Annotated in this window: 15 protein-coding genes; 4 read left to right on the top strand and 11 right to left on the bottom strand. The window is 71.6% G+C overall.

The window, feature by feature from the left end; all coding sequences use genetic code 11:
• Positions 1-12 precede the first annotated feature (12 nt).
• The 4 genes from FH608_RS26615 to FH608_RS26600 all read right to left on the bottom strand — a co-directional run bounded on the left by FH608_RS26615 (position 13) and on the right by FH608_RS26600 (position 3391).
• Positions 13-588 carry an HD domain-containing protein gene (locus FH608_RS26615; RefSeq protein ID WP_139633333.1) on the bottom strand — a complete coding sequence of 192 codons (576 nt, stop codon included), beginning with the start codon at positions 586-588 and terminating at the stop codon, positions 13-15.
• A gap of 82 nt (positions 589-670) precedes the next feature.
• Positions 671-1861 (bottom strand): serine hydrolase domain-containing protein, encoded by a 1191-nt coding sequence (locus FH608_RS26610; RefSeq protein ID WP_139633332.1) that lies wholly within the window; start codon positions 1859-1861, stop codon positions 671-673.
• A gap of 81 nt (positions 1862-1942) precedes the next feature.
• The gene (locus FH608_RS26605; protein WP_139633331.1) at positions 1943-2833 is read right to left on the bottom strand and encodes a maleylpyruvate isomerase family mycothiol-dependent enzyme; all 891 of its coding nucleotides are present in this window, start codon (positions 2831-2833) and stop codon (positions 1943-1945) included.
• Positions 2834-3391 carry a sigma-70 family RNA polymerase sigma factor gene (locus tag FH608_RS26600; RefSeq protein ID WP_226899921.1) on the bottom strand — a complete coding sequence of 186 codons (558 nt, stop codon included), beginning with the start codon at positions 3389-3391 and terminating at the stop codon, positions 2834-2836.
• Between the two features lie 155 nt (positions 3392-3546).
• Here FH608_RS26600 and glgX point away from each other — a divergent pair, with 155 nt between their 5' ends.
• The 4 genes from glgX (at position 3547) to FH608_RS26575 (ending at position 8100) form a co-directional block, all read left to right on the top strand.
• Complete coding sequence (gene glgX / locus FH608_RS26595) at positions 3547-5673, top strand: glycogen debranching protein GlgX (protein ID WP_139633329.1); 2127 nt, start codon at positions 3547-3549, stop codon at positions 5671-5673.
• A 66-nt stretch (positions 5674-5739) separates the two neighbouring features.
• Entirely contained in the window at positions 5740-6474 is a 735-nt protein-coding gene (locus tag FH608_RS26590) for a pyrimidine reductase family protein (RefSeq protein WP_139633328.1), read from the top strand.
• Positions 6475-6538: 64 nt separating this feature from the next.
• The gene (locus FH608_RS26580) at positions 6539-7735 is read left to right on the top strand and encodes an ATP-dependent DNA ligase (protein WP_139633501.1); all 1197 of its coding nucleotides are present in this window, start codon (positions 6539-6541) and stop codon (positions 7733-7735) included.
• 56 nt (positions 7736-7791) lie between these two features.
• The gene (locus tag FH608_RS26575) at positions 7792-8100 is read left to right on the top strand and encodes a hypothetical protein (RefSeq protein ID WP_226899920.1); all 309 of its coding nucleotides are present in this window, start codon (positions 7792-7794) and stop codon (positions 8098-8100) included.
• 21 nt (positions 8101-8121) lie between these two features.
• On the opposite strand, the gene pgeF is transcribed toward FH608_RS26575, so the two are convergent.
• From pgeF to FH608_RS26540, 7 genes are read right to left on the bottom strand one after another with little or no spacing between them, the layout of a single operon-like run.
• The gene (pgeF, locus tag FH608_RS26570) at positions 8122-8829 is read right to left on the bottom strand and encodes a peptidoglycan editing factor PgeF (RefSeq protein WP_193318628.1); all 708 of its coding nucleotides are present in this window, start codon (positions 8827-8829) and stop codon (positions 8122-8124) included.
• A gap of 17 nt (positions 8830-8846) precedes the next feature.
• On the bottom strand, positions 8847-9617 hold the full coding sequence (locus FH608_RS26565) for an enoyl-CoA hydratase/isomerase family protein (protein WP_139633326.1): 771 nt from the start codon (positions 9615-9617) through the stop codon (positions 8847-8849).
• Positions 9614-11101: a tripartite tricarboxylate transporter permease gene (locus tag FH608_RS26560; RefSeq protein WP_139633325.1), complete on the bottom strand. Its 1488-nt coding sequence runs from the start codon at positions 11099-11101 to the stop codon at positions 9614-9616. The genes FH608_RS26565 and FH608_RS26560 overlap by 4 nt, the downstream gene beginning before the upstream one ends.
• Complete coding sequence (locus tag FH608_RS26555; protein ID WP_139633324.1) at positions 11101-11580, bottom strand: tripartite tricarboxylate transporter TctB family protein; 480 nt, start codon at positions 11578-11580, stop codon at positions 11101-11103. The genes FH608_RS26560 and FH608_RS26555 overlap by 1 nt, the downstream gene beginning before the upstream one ends.
• A complete protein-coding gene (locus tag FH608_RS26550; RefSeq protein ID WP_226899919.1) occupies positions 11577-12545 on the bottom strand; it encodes a tripartite tricarboxylate transporter substrate binding protein in 969 nt (322 codons plus the stop codon). The genes FH608_RS26555 and FH608_RS26550 overlap by 4 nt, the downstream gene beginning before the upstream one ends.
• Complete coding sequence (locus tag FH608_RS26545) at positions 12542-12928, bottom strand: thioesterase family protein (RefSeq protein WP_139633323.1); 387 nt, start codon at positions 12926-12928, stop codon at positions 12542-12544. Before FH608_RS26545 ends, FH608_RS26550 begins: the two co-directional genes overlap by 4 nt.
• Complete coding sequence (locus tag FH608_RS26540; protein WP_139633322.1) at positions 12925-14139, bottom strand: CaiB/BaiF CoA transferase family protein; 1215 nt, start codon at positions 14137-14139, stop codon at positions 12925-12927. The genes FH608_RS26545 and FH608_RS26540 overlap by 4 nt, the downstream gene beginning before the upstream one ends.
• Between the last annotated feature and the right edge of the window lie 33 nt (positions 14140-14172).

The following is a 14172-nucleotide window of genomic DNA, read 5'->3' as shown; positions in this document are numbered from 1 at the left end:
GTGCCGCCGGGGTCAGTCGCCGTTGAGCACCTGGGTCACCCATTCCAGAGTGCCGGTGCGCAGGGCCTCCTCGGCCAGGCGCTTGCCCGTCGGCGTGGTGATGGCCGCCAGCGAGCTGTCGATCCACCCCTGCACGTTGTGGTGGCCCTGCTCCCGGTATTCGATCGCCTGGATCAGGCACTCCAGCTTGTCGGCGTCCCGGGCGCAGACGGCTTCGAGGCTGGCCTTCTCCTCGTACTCGCCGACCGCGTCGGCCATCATGTCGGCCACCTCGGCGGGCACCCCGCGCACCTGGTCGGCGGTGACGTCCTCGTTGGAGGCCGGCTTGAGGTAGCGCTTGCCGATGTACGGGATGTCGGTGATGCGGGTCTCCTGCGTGTCGTGGAAGAGACTCATGAACGCCGCCCGCTCCGGGTTGCCGCCCTCGATCCGGGCGATCATGCCCGCGATGACGGCGGCGCGGAAGGAGTGGTCGGCGATGCTCTCAGGATCGCGTACGCCCGCCACCAGCCACCCGGTCCGCTTGTACCGCTTGAGCAGCCCGAACTCGTACAGCAGGCCCGCCAGCCCCGTCACCTCGTCTTCCACGAGGACCCCCTCTCCTCTAGAGTGACGAGCCTAAACGAAGGGCCCCCGAAATTCGTGGTGCCGGTCCGGGGCGGCGGGGCGCTCAATCGTCGAGCGCCGCGTACGCCGTCGTCCAGAAGTCCTGGATCACCCGCGGCGCCAGCGGCGAGTCCAGGGCGCGCTGGGTGAGCACGATGCCGACCAGGTCCTCGGAGGGGTCGGTGTACGCGTCGGTGCCCAGGCCGCCGCCCCAGCCGTACCTCCCCGGCCTGGTGGCGAGGCCGTCGCGGCGGCCCTGGACGGCGAGCCCGAATCCCCATCCCCCGGAGCCCAGGAACACCTCGTTGCCGGCCTTCTGCGCCGGCGTGAGGTGGTCGGTGGTCATCAGCTCGACCGACGCCCGAGACAGGAGCCGGCCGCCGTCATACCGCCCGCCGGCCAGCAGCATGCGGCAGAAGGCCAGGTAGTCGTCGGCGGTCGAGACGAGGCTGGGCCCGCCGCCACCGGACGGGAACGCCGGGGGACGGTCCCAGGCCCCCTCGCGCGGCCCCGGCCTGGGCACAAGCGCGCCGGTCGCGCGGTCGGCGACGTAGCTGCCCGCCATCCGGCCGAGCCGGTCGGCGGGCAGGTGGAAGCCGGTGTCGCGCATGCCGAGCGGGTCGAGGACCCGTTCGCGCAGGAACGCGTCGAACGGCCGGCCCGTGGCCCGCGCGACCAGCACGCCGAGCACGTCCGCCGAGGTGTGGTACATCCACGCCGTCCCCGGCTGGTGCATGAGCGGCAGCGCGCCCAGCCGCTTGATCCACTCGTCCGGCCCGAACGGCGGCCCGTCAGGGCCCGGGCCGACGCCCGCCTCCTCCATCGCCTGCCGCAGCGGGTGGTCGGTCATGACCGCGCCCAGGCCCATGCGGAACGTGAGCAGGTCGCGGGGCGTGATCGGCCGCTCGGCCGGGACGGTGTCGCCGAGCGGCGCGTCCGGCCGCCTGAGCACGCGCGGCGCGGCCAGCTCGGGCAGCAGGTCGTCCACCGGGTCGTCCAGCCGCAGCACGCACTCCTCGACGAGGATCATGGCGGCCGCGGCGGTGAGGGGCTTGCCCATGGAGGCGATGCGGAAGACGGTGTCCCGCCGCATGGGTGCCTGCCCGCCGGTCTCCGTCGTGCCGTGCGCGGTCACGTGCGTCTCCCCGCGCCGGTGCACGAGCGCCACCAGTCCCGGCACCTCGCCGCGCGTGACGGCGCCGTCGAGCACCGCCCGCATGCGTCCGAGTCCCTCCCGCGACAGTCCTGCGCCCATCGCCCCTCCTTGTGCTGTTCCGGTCGTCAGGAGGACAGACCGGCGGGCGGCCCGGAACTCATCGGTGTCACGCCGGGCGCCTCAGGGACCGGACAGGGCGGGGGCCGTGGCGAGGACGTCTCTGGCCAGAGCGAGGTCGCCGTCCAGGTCGGCGGGGAACCCGGCCGGATCGCCCCGGCCGCCCAGCAGGAAGCAGAACCTCACGACGTCGGCCGTGATGTGCGCGTCGGGCGGGCCGGGCCGCGGGTCCTCCACGCCGAGCGGGACCTGCCACTCTCCCCCGCCGTCGCCCGTCAGCGTGAGGTGGAGGGTACGGCCGGAGCCGTCCAGGCCTGACAGGAGCATCGTCCACGGCAGCAGGCGGGCGCACAGGTCGGCGGTGGGGCGGATGTGGTCGGCGACGGGGTGGGGCAGGCGGACCCGGGCGGTCTCGGCGGCGTCGGCCGTGTGGATCCACGTTTCGAGGCCCCTGGCCAGGATGTGGTCGCGTACGGGGATCTCCATGCCGTCCAAGGTCGCCGGGGTCGTGGGCTCCAGGTCGGCCAGGCGGCGGCACAGGGCGTCGGCCTGGGCCCGCCAGTCCCTCCTGGTCTGCTCGGGGCTGCGGGCCCGCTCGTACGCCTGCACGTCCCCGGTGCGGCCCAGCGCGTCGGTCGCGCCCATGGGCGGGCCCAGCACGGGAGCCCCCACGGCGGCGGCCAGCAGGCCGTCCTTGGCGGCCAGGTGGGCGACGAGCTCCTGAAGGGTCCAGCCCTCGACGATCACCCGTGACCAGTCGTCCTCACCGGCCGAGGCGAGCAGCGCGTCCATGGCGGCCACCCGGCCCGCGTACGGCTCGGCCCAGGGCGCGGTGGGGGCCGCGGGCCTGCGCCGGGCCCGTGCCCCGGCCAGCAGCTGGGGCCGCAGGGACCGGGCCGGCACTTCCGGGTCGCCCATCATGGTGTCCAGGTAGAGGCGCTCGACGGGGTTCATTTACACCTCTTCCTCCGCGAGCGCGTCCGCCAGGCGCCGCAGCGCCAGCCGGATGCGCGATTTGGCCGTGCCCTCGGGCACGCCCAGTTCCTCTCCCACCTGCCGGTAGGTCCTGCCGCCGAAGTAGGCCAGCTCGACCACCTCGCGCAGGCCGTCGGGCAGGGATGTGACCGCCTGCCGCACCCGCTCGGCCTCGTCGGCGGCGAGCACGGCGTCCTCCAGTCTGGCAGGTTCGCGCTCGAACAGCCGGGGCCCCATCGCCGAGACCTTCCGGCGCTCCTCGGCGCGTACATGGTCGACCGCGCGGCGGTGGGCGATGGTCGCCAGCCACGCGCGTAAGGTGCCGCGCTCCGGGTCGTAGGCCAGCGGCCGCTCCCAGAAGACCAGGAAGACCTCCTGCGTGATGTCCTCGGCGATCACCCGGTCCCTGGTGACCCGCAGGGCGAGCCCGAAGATCAGCGGCGACAGCCGGTCGTAGACCTCGCCCAGCGCGGACTCGTCGCCGCCGACCACCCGCTGGTGCAGCAGGCGGTCGTCGTACGGTGCCTCCACTGGCACCACACTCCCGTGTCATGCGGACCAAGGCGGCGGGTGCGCCGCGACCCGAGCATGTCACTATTCGCCGGAAAAGTAGAGACGGATGACCGCCGGCACGAAGGGCGATCGTCTTATTGAGAGACCAAGAGCGTGTTGGCGTGCGACAATCAAGTCACATGCGCGAGGTCTGGCCGGGCGAGCCCTATCCACTCGGCGCTACCTGGGATGGCGTGGGCACCAGTTTTTCGGTGTTCTCCGAGGTCGCCGAGCGGATCGAGCTGTGCCTTTTTCACGATGACGGCGCCGAGGAGCGGATCGACCTGCCCGAGGTCGACGGGTTCGTCTGGCATGGCTACCTGCCGGGCATCCAGCCGGGCCAGCGCTACGGCTACCGCGTGCACGGCCCCTACGAGCCGTCCCACGGCCACCGGTGCAACCCCGCCAAGCTGCTGCTCGACCCGTACGCCAAGGCCATCGACGGTGAGCTGACCTGGAACCAGGCGCTGTTCCCCTACTACTTCACCGACCCCGCCAGGCGCAACACCGAGGACAGCGGCCCCTACATGCCGAAGAACGTGGTGATCAACCCGTTCTTCGAGTGGGGCAACGACCGGCCGCCGCGCACCCCGTACCACCAGACCGTGATCTACGAGGCCCACGTGCGCGGGCTCACCATGCGCCACCCGGACGTGCCGCCCGACCTGCGCGGCACGTACGCCGCCGTGGGCCACCCGGCGATCATCGAGCACCTGCTGTCGCTCGGCGTGACGGCGGTCGAGCTGATGCCCGTGCACCACTACATCCCCGAGCACTTCCTGGTGGCCCGCGGGCTGACCAACTACTGGGGCTACAACACCATGGCCTACCTCGCCCCCCACGGCGGCTACTCCAGCGCGGGGACGCGGGGGCAGCAGGTGCTGGAGTTCAAGGGCATGGTGCGGGCGCTGCACGAGGCGGGCATCGAGGTCATCCTCGACGTGGTCTACAACCACACCGCCGAGGGCGACCACATGGGGCCCACGCTGGGGTTCAGGGGCATCGACAACGCCGCCTACTACCGGCTGCACGACGGCGACCGGCGCTACTACCTCGACTACACCGGGTGCGGCAACTCCCTCAACGTACGCTCGCCGCACGCGCTTCAGCTGATCATGGACTCCCTGCGCTACTGGGTCCTCGAGATGCACGTCGACGGGTTCCGCTTCGACCTCGCCTCGGCGCTGGCCAGGGAGCTGCACGACGTCGACCGGCTGAGCGCGTTCTTCGACCTGATCCAGCAGGACCCGGTGATCTCGCAGGTCAAGCTGATCGCCGAGCCGTGGGACGTGGGTCCCGGCGGGTACCAGGTCGGGAACTTCCCGCCACTGTGGACGGAGTGGAACGGCAAATACCGGGATATCGTGCGAGATTTCTGGAGGGGCACGCATTCCGCCCTGCCCGAGTTCGCCTCGCGCCTGACCGGCTCGGCCGACCTCTACGAGTCGTCCGGCCGCCGCCCGGTCGCCTCGATCAACTTCGTCACCTGCCACGACGGGTTCACCCTCAGCGACCTGGTCTCATACGACCACAAGCACAACGAGGCCAACGGCGAGGACAACCGCGACGGCACCAACGACAACCGCTCCTGGAACTGCGGCGCGGAGGGCCCCGTCGAGGACCCCGGCATCGTCCGGCTGCGCCGCCGCCAGCGCCGCAACTTCCTGGCCACCCTGTTCCTGTCGCAGGGCGTGCCCATGCTCTCCCACGGCGACGAGCTCGGGCGCACCCAGCGCGGCAACAACAACGCCTACTGCCAGGACAACGAGCTGGCCTGGATCGACTGGTCGATGGTGCACATGGAGCCGGACCTGCTGGACTTCGTCAGGGCGCTGTCGAAGCTGCGCCGCGAGCACCCGGTCTTCCAGCGCCGCCGCTTCTTCCACGGCCGCCACGCCGACAACGGCAAGCGCGACCTGGTCTGGCTCACGCCCGGCGGCAAGGAGATGACGGCGGGCGACTGGCACATCGGCTACGCCAAGTCGCTCATGGTCTACCTCAACGGCGAGGCCATCACCGAGCCGGGCCCGCGGGGCGAGCGGATCGTGGACGACTCGTTCCTCCTGCTCATCAACGCCCACCACGAGAACATGTCGTTCACGCTGCCGGGCGACGAGTGCGGCACGCACTGGGTGCCGGTGATCGACACCAGCCACGACACCATGGAGGAGATGTTCGTGGACGAGGGCTGGCAGGCGGGCGACCTGGTGGCCGTCACGGGCCGCTCGCTCCAGGTGCTGCGCCAGCCCCGGCGCGCCGCCCGGTAAGGGCCTCCTGCACCGGCCCTCCGCCAGGTGGAGGAGGTTGTCGGTCGGGTGTGCCAAGGTAGAGGAGTGCGGCGCATCTATCCCGACATTCAGGACAACCCGGACATCGTGCAGGCGTACGCCTACCCCGCCGACCGCCCGTGGCTGCGGCTCAACATGGTCGCAAGCGCCGACGGCGCCGCGTGGCTCAACGGCCGCTCGGGCGGGCTGTCGAGCCCCGGCGACAAGCGCGTCTTCCAGCTGCTGCGCGGCCTGTCCGACGTGATCGTCGCGGGCGCCTCGACCGTGCGCAAGGAGGGCTACGGCCCGGTCCCGCCCCGTGACTCCTGGGCCGAGCTCCGGGTCGGCCGGCCGAAGGTGCCGCCCATCGCGGTGATCACCCGCAGCATGGGCTTCGACCTCGACGGCGAGCTGTTCACCGACGCCCCAAGCCGGACGATCGTGATCACCTGCGAGGCCGCCCCGCACGAGCGGCGCGAGGCGGCGGCCAGGCACTGCGACGTGGTCGTGGCCGGGGCGGAGTCGGTCGACCTGTCCCTGGCCGTGGCCGCGCTGCACGAGCGCGGCCTGACCCGGATCCTGTGCGAGGGCGGCCCCCGGGTCAACGCCCAGCTCTCGGCCCACGACCTGGTCGACGAGCTGTGCCTGTCGATCAGCCCGCTGCTGGTGGGCGGCGGCGCGGCGCGCATACTCAACGGCGAGCCGTCGCAGGTCGGCCTGGGTCTCAGCCAGGTGCTGGAGGAGGAGGGGGTCCTCTTCTGCCGATACACGAGGGAGCAGAGCCATGATCGAGCCGACTGACCGGATGCCGAGTGACGAGGTGCCGGCTGAAGGGGTCCCAACTGCAGGGGTGCCGGCTGAAGGGATGCCGGCTGCGGGGGTGCCGGCCGACCGGGTGGGGCCCGCGGAAACGCCCGCCCCGGCTGATCGGGCGGAGCCGGTCGAGGAGCCGGAGCCGGTGCCCAACCTGCCGGTGCGCCCGCCGGTGCCGCCCATGCTGGCCAAGCCGGTCAAGGCCATGCCCAAGCAGAACGGCACGCTGTTCTACGAGCCGAAGTGGGACGGCTTCCGCTGCATCGTCTTCCGCGACGGCGACGAGGTCTATCTGGGCAGCCGCAAGGAGCGGCCGTTCACCCGCTACTTCCCCGAGCTGATCGAGGCGGTCAAGGCCGAGCTGCCCGAACGGTGCGTGGTCGACGGCGAGATCGTGCTGCCCATGGGGTCGCAGCTCGACTTCGACGCGCTGCAGCAGCGCATCCATCCGGCCGCGTCGCGGGTGAAGATGCTGTCGGAGCGGACGCCGGCCCAGTTCGTCGCGTTCGACCTGCTGGCGCTGGGCGACGAGTCGCTGATGGAGGCGCCGTTCTCGGAGCGCCGGGCGCGGCTGGAGGGGATATTTCCGGAGAAGGGGGAGTCCATCCGGCTGACCCCGGTCACGACCAGCGACGAGCAGGCCGCCGAGTGGTTCGAGACGTTCGAGGGCGCGGGGCTCGACGGCATCATCGTCAAGCCGGGCGACCAGCCGTACATCCCGGACAAGCGCACGATGTTCAAGGTCAAGCACGAGCGCACGGCCGACGTGGTGATCTGCGGCTACCGCGAGCACAAGTCGGGCCCGGTCGTGGGCTCGCTGCTGCTCGGCCTCTACGGCGACGACGGGCGGCTGCACCACGTGGGGGTGGCGGCCTCGTTCCCGATGGCGCGCAGGGCCGAGCTGGTGGAGGAGATCCGCCCCTACCTCGCGGAGCTGAGCGAGCACCCGTGGGGCCACTGGGCCGAGCAGGCGGCGGCCAACGTCGGCCAGCCCGCCGCCGGGCCGTCGCGGGGCGGGCAGCGGGTGCCGGGCGCGGTGTCGCGGTGGAACGCCAAGAAGGACCTGTCGTTCATCCCGCTCCGGCCGGAGCTGGTGATCGAGGTGGCCTACGACCAGATGGAAGGCGACCGGTTCCGGCACACCGCGCAGTGGCGGCGCTGGAGGCCCGACCGCACCCCCGAGTCGTGCACGTACGAACAGCTCGAACGGCCCGTCAGTTACAACCTCGACGACATCCTTGCCCGGTAGCGACGAAAGCCGTTATATCTCGTTTTATGAGCACAGGGGATGAGTTAAAGGCAGCCGTGTCCGCCCGCCGGGATCTCGGGCCGGACTTCGAGGACGCCGTGGTGGAGTCGTTCCTCGACAAGATGGGGCAGGAGGTCGACCGGCGGGTGGACGAGCGCATCGCCCAGCGCGCGCCCAAGGCCGCCGCCCGCGACCGGGTGGCCGACGGGCAGCGGCTCGCCCTGGCGATCGTCTCGGTCAGCCTCGGCACGATCGCCACCATCCTGTTCGTCCTGCTGGGGGAGGACAAGGCGCAGTACCTGATACCGGTCTGGATGGGGTTGATCATCATCAACGCGATCTTCAGCGGGGGACGGCGGCACTGAGGCCGCATCAGCGCAACCCGGTCACACCAGCCAGATGAGCCCGGCGAAGCGGCCTCCGGGCTGCTCGCGGCGGTGGGAGTAGAGCTCCTGCGACTCGATCGTGCAGCGGGCGTCGTGGCGCACGTCGCGCAGGCCCGCCGCCCGCAGCTGGGCCTCGATCCCGGCCCGCAGGTCGAGCGCCGGGGTCTCCCACGACGTCGTGGACCACGTCTCGGGCACGCGGGAGGCCACCCGCTCGCGCAGCTCGGCGGGCACCTCGTAGCAGCGGCCGCACGCCCCCGGCCCGACCAGCGCGACCATGCGCTCGGGCTGGGCACCCTTGGCCACCATTGCCGCCACCAGGGCGCTCGCCACGCCCGCCTCGGTGCCGGGGCGGCCGGAGTGGGCGGCGCCGACCATGCGCGCCGCCGGGTCGGCCACCAGCACCGCCGGGCAGTCGGCCCCGAGCGAGGCCAGCGCCAGCCCCGGCTCGGTGGTGAACACGCCGTCGAGCGGCGGCGGATCGTCGCCGAACGGCTCGCTCACGTAGGCGACGTCGGCGCTGTGGACCTGGCGCATGAACACGATGTCACGCACCCCGAGCTCGGCCGCCACCCCCGCCCGGTTGGCCAGCACGGCCCGCGGGTCGTCGCCGACCTTCCCGCCGAGGTTTCGCGTCGCGTACGGCGGGGCGCTGACCCCTCCATGGCGATCGGTGACGGCGACACGCACTCCAGGGGCCAGCTGCATGCCTCGATCTTAGAAGGTCAGCGGCCCTGCCAGGTGACCTTCTCCTTGGCGAGGAAGGCGGGCACGGCGGCGTGGAAGTCGTCGCTGCCGAAGACGGAGGCGACGATGTCGTCCCCGTCCGGCAGCCCGGCCACGCGCAGCCGCCTGACCGCCTCCTTGGCCGCCCACATCGACAGCGGCGCGTGGGAGAGCAGCCGCTCCTCCACCTCGGCCTGCCGCGCGGGCAGCTCGTCCGGCGGGCACAGCTCGGCCACGAATCCGGCGGCGTGCGCCTCCTCCGCCGTGTACATCCGGGCCCGCAGCAGCATGTCGAGCGTACGGGCGGGGCCGAGGTGGTGGACGAGCAGCGAGTACGTGTTCATCGACAGGCAGTTGCCCAGCGTCTTCGCGATGGGCGCGCCGAACCGGGAGCCGGGCACGGCCAGCCTCAGGTCGCAGGCGGCGGCCACGACGAGGCCACCGCCCACGCAGTAGCCCTGGACGACGGCCACGGTCGGCACCTTGACGCGTTCGAGCCGGTCGATGATCCGCTGCACCTTGCGCTCGTAGGCGATGCCGTCGTCACCGTCGGTGAAGCTGGAGAACTGCGAGATGTCGGTCCCGGCGACGAACGCCCGCCCGCCGGCCCCCGACAGCACCAGCAGCTTGAGCCCGGGGTCGGCGTCGACCCGCTCGCAGGCGTCGTAGAGGCCGTCCCACATCGCCCAGGTCAGCGCGTTGTGCTGGCCCGGCCGGTTGAACGTCACCCGCAGCACGGGCCCGTCGGCGGTGACGAGAAGCTCGCTCACACCGTCTCCTTCTCTCTGCGTGGTAGGAGTTTCAGCAGCGATGGCCCGGCCACCAGCAGCGCCGCCAGCGCGAGCACCACCAGCGCGATCGGCCGGGTGAGGATGAGGGTCAGGTCGCCGTCCCCCATCGCGGACGTCTGCACGAGCGCCTTCTCGAACAGCGGCCCGATCACCAGTCCCAGCACGAGCGGCGCCATCGGTAGATCAAACTTCTTCATGAAATATCCCACCAGGCCAGAGACGAACACGATCCACACGCTGAACATGTTGTTGTCGATCGAGTACGCCCCGACGAAGCTGGTGACCAGGATCAGCGGATACATGTAGCCGTACGGGATCCGCAGCATCTGCGCGAACAGCGGCGCCAGCGGCAGGTTCAGCACCAGCAGCAGCACGTTCCCGATGAAGAAGGACGCCAGCAGCCCCCACACCAGCTCCGGCTGCTCGTCGAAGAGCAGCGGCCCCGGCTGGATCCCGTACATCATGAACGCGCCGAGCAGCACGGCCGTGGTGGCGCCGCCCGGGATGCCCAGCGCGAGGGTGGGCACGAAGTTGGCGTTCGCGGCGGCGTTGTTGGCGCTCTCGGGCGAGGCGACGCCCTCGATCGCGCCGTGGCCGAACTCGTCCCTGTGCTTGGAGACCCGCTTCTCCACCCCGTACGCGAGGAAGGAGGCCAATGTGGAACCAGCGCCCGGCAGGCAGCCGAGCAGGTAGCCGATCAGGCTGCCCCGGGCGATGGCCCCCTTGGAGCGGGACAGCTCCTCGCGGTTGATCACCAGGTCCCTGAAGCGGGCCCTGATGGGGGCGGCCGCGCCCTGCCTGATCTGGTAGAGCACCTCCCCCACCGCGAACAGCCCGATCATCACCTGGACGAACGGCAGCCCCGAGAGCAGGTCGACGTCCCCGAACGTGTAGCGCGGCAGCCCGGTGGCCGCGTCCACGCCGACGGTGGCGAGCAGGATGCCGAGCACGGCCATGGCCAGGCCGCGCAGGCGCGCCCCGCTGGAGAAGCTGACGATGGTGGTGAGGCCGAGCAGCATGACGGCCAGGTTCTCGGGCGGGCCGAAGTCGAGCGCCAGCTTGGCGAACGGCGGCGCCATCGCCACCAGCAGCACCAGCGAGACGATGGCGGCCACGAACGAGCCGATGGCCGCGATCGACAGCGCCGCGCCCGCACGGCCTCTGCGGGCCATCTGGTATCCGTCGATCGCGGTCACCACGCTCGCCGCCTCGCCGGGCGTGGAGATCAGCACGGACGTGATCGTGCCGCCGTACTGGGCGCCGTAGTAGATGCCCGCGAGCATGATGAGCGCGGTCAGCGGCTCGAACGACAGGGTCAGCGGCAGCAGTACGGCCACGCCGGTCGTGGAGCCGAGCCCCGGCAGCAGGCCGATGACGGTGCCGGCGAGCACCCCGACGAAGCACCAGAGCAGGTTGGCGGGCGTGAGGGCCGCGCCGAAGCCCATCATCAGGTTGTCGAGCATCAGCCGTCACCCCCGACGCCCAGCAGCCCGGCGGGCAGCGGCACGGTCAGGAAGAGCACGAACACCGCGTAGATCACCACCGTGGCGGCCACGGCCACGCCGGCGGCGGACACGATCCGCTGCTTCTCCACGAACGCCGACACGGCGAACACCAGCAGCCCGAACGCCACCAGGAACCCGGTCAGCGGCACCAGCAGCAGCGCGACCAGCAGCATGCCGAACACGGTCCACAACGTCCTGACGCGCCGCGGATCGGCCGCCTCCTCCTCGGGCTCGGGCGCGGCCCGCCGTACGGACCGAAGGAGGCAGGCGGCCGAGATCACGGCCAGCGCCGCGCCGCTGACCAGCGGCAGGAACCCGGGACCCACCTGACCGCCCTCCCTGGTGACGCCGTAGCCGAACGAGACGCCGGCCATGGCCGCGGACAGGCAGACCAGCAGGCCCCAGACGGCGGCCTCGCCCCGCAGCAGCCGCCTCATGACGGCTTCTTCAACAGCGGCGCGAGCGCCGTGTCGAGCTGTTCGAGGTAGGCGGCGAAGTCGTCGCCGTACAGCTCGGACTGCTGCAGGTAGTTGTCCTTGAGCCACTTCTGGAACTCGGCGGTCCTGGTGATGCCCTTGGCGGCCTGCACCCAGTACGCCTTCTCCCGCTCGTCCAGCCCGCCGGCCCCCAGGATTCCTCTGAACTGCACATACGACACGTCGATGCCCTGCTCCTTGGCCGTGCCGAGGGAGGCCAGCTCGGGGTAGGTGTAGCGCTCGTCGGTGGTGACGCACAGGCCCCTGAGGTCGCCGGACCTGAACTGACCGATCACCTCGCCCGGGTTGAGCAGCGCGACCTGCACCTGGCCGCCGAGCACCGCGGGCACCAGCTCGCCGCCCGACTCGAACGGCACCCGCTGGAACGTCACGCCGGTCTTCTGCTCGATCAGCGTGAAGATGACGTTGTCGACGCCGTACGCGCCGGACATGCCCACGCTGACCCGTCCTGACTTGGCCGCGTTCACCACGTCCGTGCAGGTCTTGAACGGCGAGTCCTTCTTGACCACGAGGATGCCGCCGTCCTCGGCCAGCTTGGCGACGGGCGTGAAGTCCTTGCGGGTAAAGGACACCTGGCCGCTGATCGGCAGGGACAGGATGGCGTTCTCGGTGGCGAGCAGGTAGTTGCCGTTGCCCTTCTTGCCGAGCAGCGCGGAGTAGCCGACCGCGCCCGAGCCGCCGTCGCGGTTCTCCACGGTGACCTTCAGGCCGGGCTGGGCCTTCTCCAGCGCGGCGGCGATGGAACGGCCGGCCAGGTCGCTGCCGCCGCCCGCGGCGAACGGCACGATCATGCGGACGTCGCCGCGGGGCTTCCACGCGCCCCCGCCGCTTCCGGCGCCGGCGTTCGTGCCGCCGCAGGCGGTCACGCCGAGCAGGAGCACGGCGGCGGCCAGTGCCGCCCTCACGACGCCAGCTCCTTCAGCCTGGCGTCGAACGTGTCCAGGTTGATGATGAAGCGTTCGTGAGTGCCCTCGCCGACCTTGCCGTTGGCGTCCTCGGCGACCACGGCGAACGCCACGCGCCGCCGGTCCACCTCGGTCACCGTGGCGGTCGCGGTCACCTCCCCGCCCTTGAGCGTGGGCGCCACGTGCGCGATGTCGACCTTGCTGCCGACGCTGCCCTCGCCGCCGGCCAGGTAGGGAGCCAGCGCCTCGATGGCGGCGTCCTCGATCAGGTGGACCAGGTTGGGGGTCGAGAGGATGTCGTGCTCGCCGCGGCGGGTACAGTGCCGCTCCGCCACGACCCAGGTGAGGCTGGCGCTCACACCCGGGGTCAGCTGGTCGCTCATGAACTCTCCAAGGGGGTGGGGGATTGAGCCGCCGCGCCTTCGGCGAGCAGCCGGTCGATCTCCTGCTCGGTCAGGCCGCACTCGCGCAGCACCTCGACGGTGTCCGCGCCGAGCAGCGGCCCGGCCGGCCCGCGTCTCGTCGGGGTGTGCGAGAAGCGCATGGCCGAGCCGAGCTGGCGTACGGGGCCCATGTCGGGATGCTCGGCATCCCAGAAGAACCCGCGCCGGTTCAGGTGCTCGTCGTTGAACACCTGCGCGTAGTCGGAAATGGGGGCGCACGGCACGCCGTGCTCGTCGAGCGCGGCCACGATTTCGGCCGTGGTGCGCCCGGCGGTGACCGCCTCGATGGCGGGGATCAGCTCGTGGCGCAGGCCGTGCCGGTCGTGCGCGTCGGCGTAGCGCTCGTCGTCGAGCAGATCGGTCAGGCCGAGCGCGAGGCAGAAGCCGCGCCAGGTCTTGGGGGTGACGGCGCCGACCGTGCACCAGCCGTCCGAGGTGCGGATCGCCTGGTACGGCGCCGTGCTCTGGTGCGCCGAGCCGAGCGGCCGGCCGACCTCGCCGGTCGCGAAGTACTTGCCCGCCTCCCAGACGGCGAACGTCACGGCCGACTCCAGCAGCGACACGTCCACGTGCTGGCCCTGGCCGGTCAGCGTGCGGGCGTGCAGGGCGGAGACCGCGCCGAGCGCGCCGTAGAGCCCGCACACCAGGTCCGCGACGGGCACGCCGACCTTGACGGGATCGCCGCCGGGCATGCCGGTGACGCTCATCAGCCCGCCCCTGGCCTGGGCCATGATGTCGAGCCCCGGCTTGCCGGCGAGCGGCCCGTCCTGGCCCCAGCCGGAGGCGGAGACGTACACGAGTCCGGGGTTGAGGGGGCGGAGGTCGTCGAAGCCGAGGCCGAGCCGGCGCATGGCGCCGGGCCGCAGGTTCTCCACCAGCACGTCGGCGCCGGCGACGAGGCGGCGGAAGGCCGCCGCGCCCGCCTCGGACTTGAGGTCCAGCGCGACGGAGCGCTTGTTCCTGTTGAGGCGGGCGAACGGGGAGCTGTGCCCGGCCGTGAACGGGCCGATGGCGCGGACCGCGTCGCCTCCGTCGGGGTTCTCGACCTTGACGACGGTGGCGCCCAGGTCGGCGAGCTGCATGGTCGCGAAGGGCGCCGCCATGAACGCGCCGACCTCGACGACAAGAATTCCGGACAACGGAGTGGTCATTTGTTGCGAAAACCTCACTTCGGACCGGGGTTG

Origin of the sequence: Nonomuraea phyllanthi, from assembly GCF_006334985.2 — a bacterium.
Lineage (GTDB): Bacteria > Actinomycetota > Actinomycetes > Streptosporangiales > Streptosporangiaceae > Nonomuraea > Nonomuraea phyllanthi.
The sequence above is the reverse complement of the archived record's forward strand: the minus strand, read 5'-3'. Positions and strand labels throughout refer to the sequence as shown.

Bases quoted from the DNA above. Each gene is read 5' to 3' on its own strand.
- FH608_RS26610 (WP_139633332.1), bottom strand. From the start codon at position 1,861: ATGGGCGCAGGACTGTCGCGGGAGGGACTCGGACGCATGCGGGCGGTG.
- FH608_RS26605 (WP_139633331.1), bottom strand. From the start codon at position 2,833: ATGAACCCCGTCGAGCGCCTCTACCTGGACACCATGATGGGCGACCCG.
- glgX (WP_139633329.1), top strand. From the start codon at position 3,547: ATGCGCGAGGTCTGGCCGGGCGAGCCCTATCCACTCGGCGCTACCTGG.
- FH608_RS26580 (WP_139633501.1), top strand. From the start codon at position 6,539: ATGCCGGCTGCGGGGGTGCCGGCCGACCGGGTGGGGCCCGCGGAAACG.
- pgeF (WP_193318628.1), bottom strand. From the start codon at position 8,829: ATGCAGCTGGCCCCTGGAGTGCGTGTCGCCGTCACCGATCGCCATGGA.
- FH608_RS26560 (WP_139633325.1), bottom strand. From the start codon at position 11,101: ATGCTCGACAACCTGATGATGGGCTTCGGCGCGGCCCTCACGCCCGCC.
- FH608_RS26555 (WP_139633324.1), bottom strand. From the start codon at position 11,580: ATGAGGCGGCTGCTGCGGGGCGAGGCCGCCGTCTGGGGCCTGCTGGTC.
- FH608_RS26545 (WP_139633323.1), bottom strand. From the start codon at position 12,928: ATGAGCGACCAGCTGACCCCGGGTGTGAGCGCCAGCCTCACCTGGGTC.
- FH608_RS26540 (WP_139633322.1), bottom strand. From the start codon at position 14,139: ATGACCACTCCGTTGTCCGGAATTCTTGTCGTCGAGGTCGGCGCGTTC.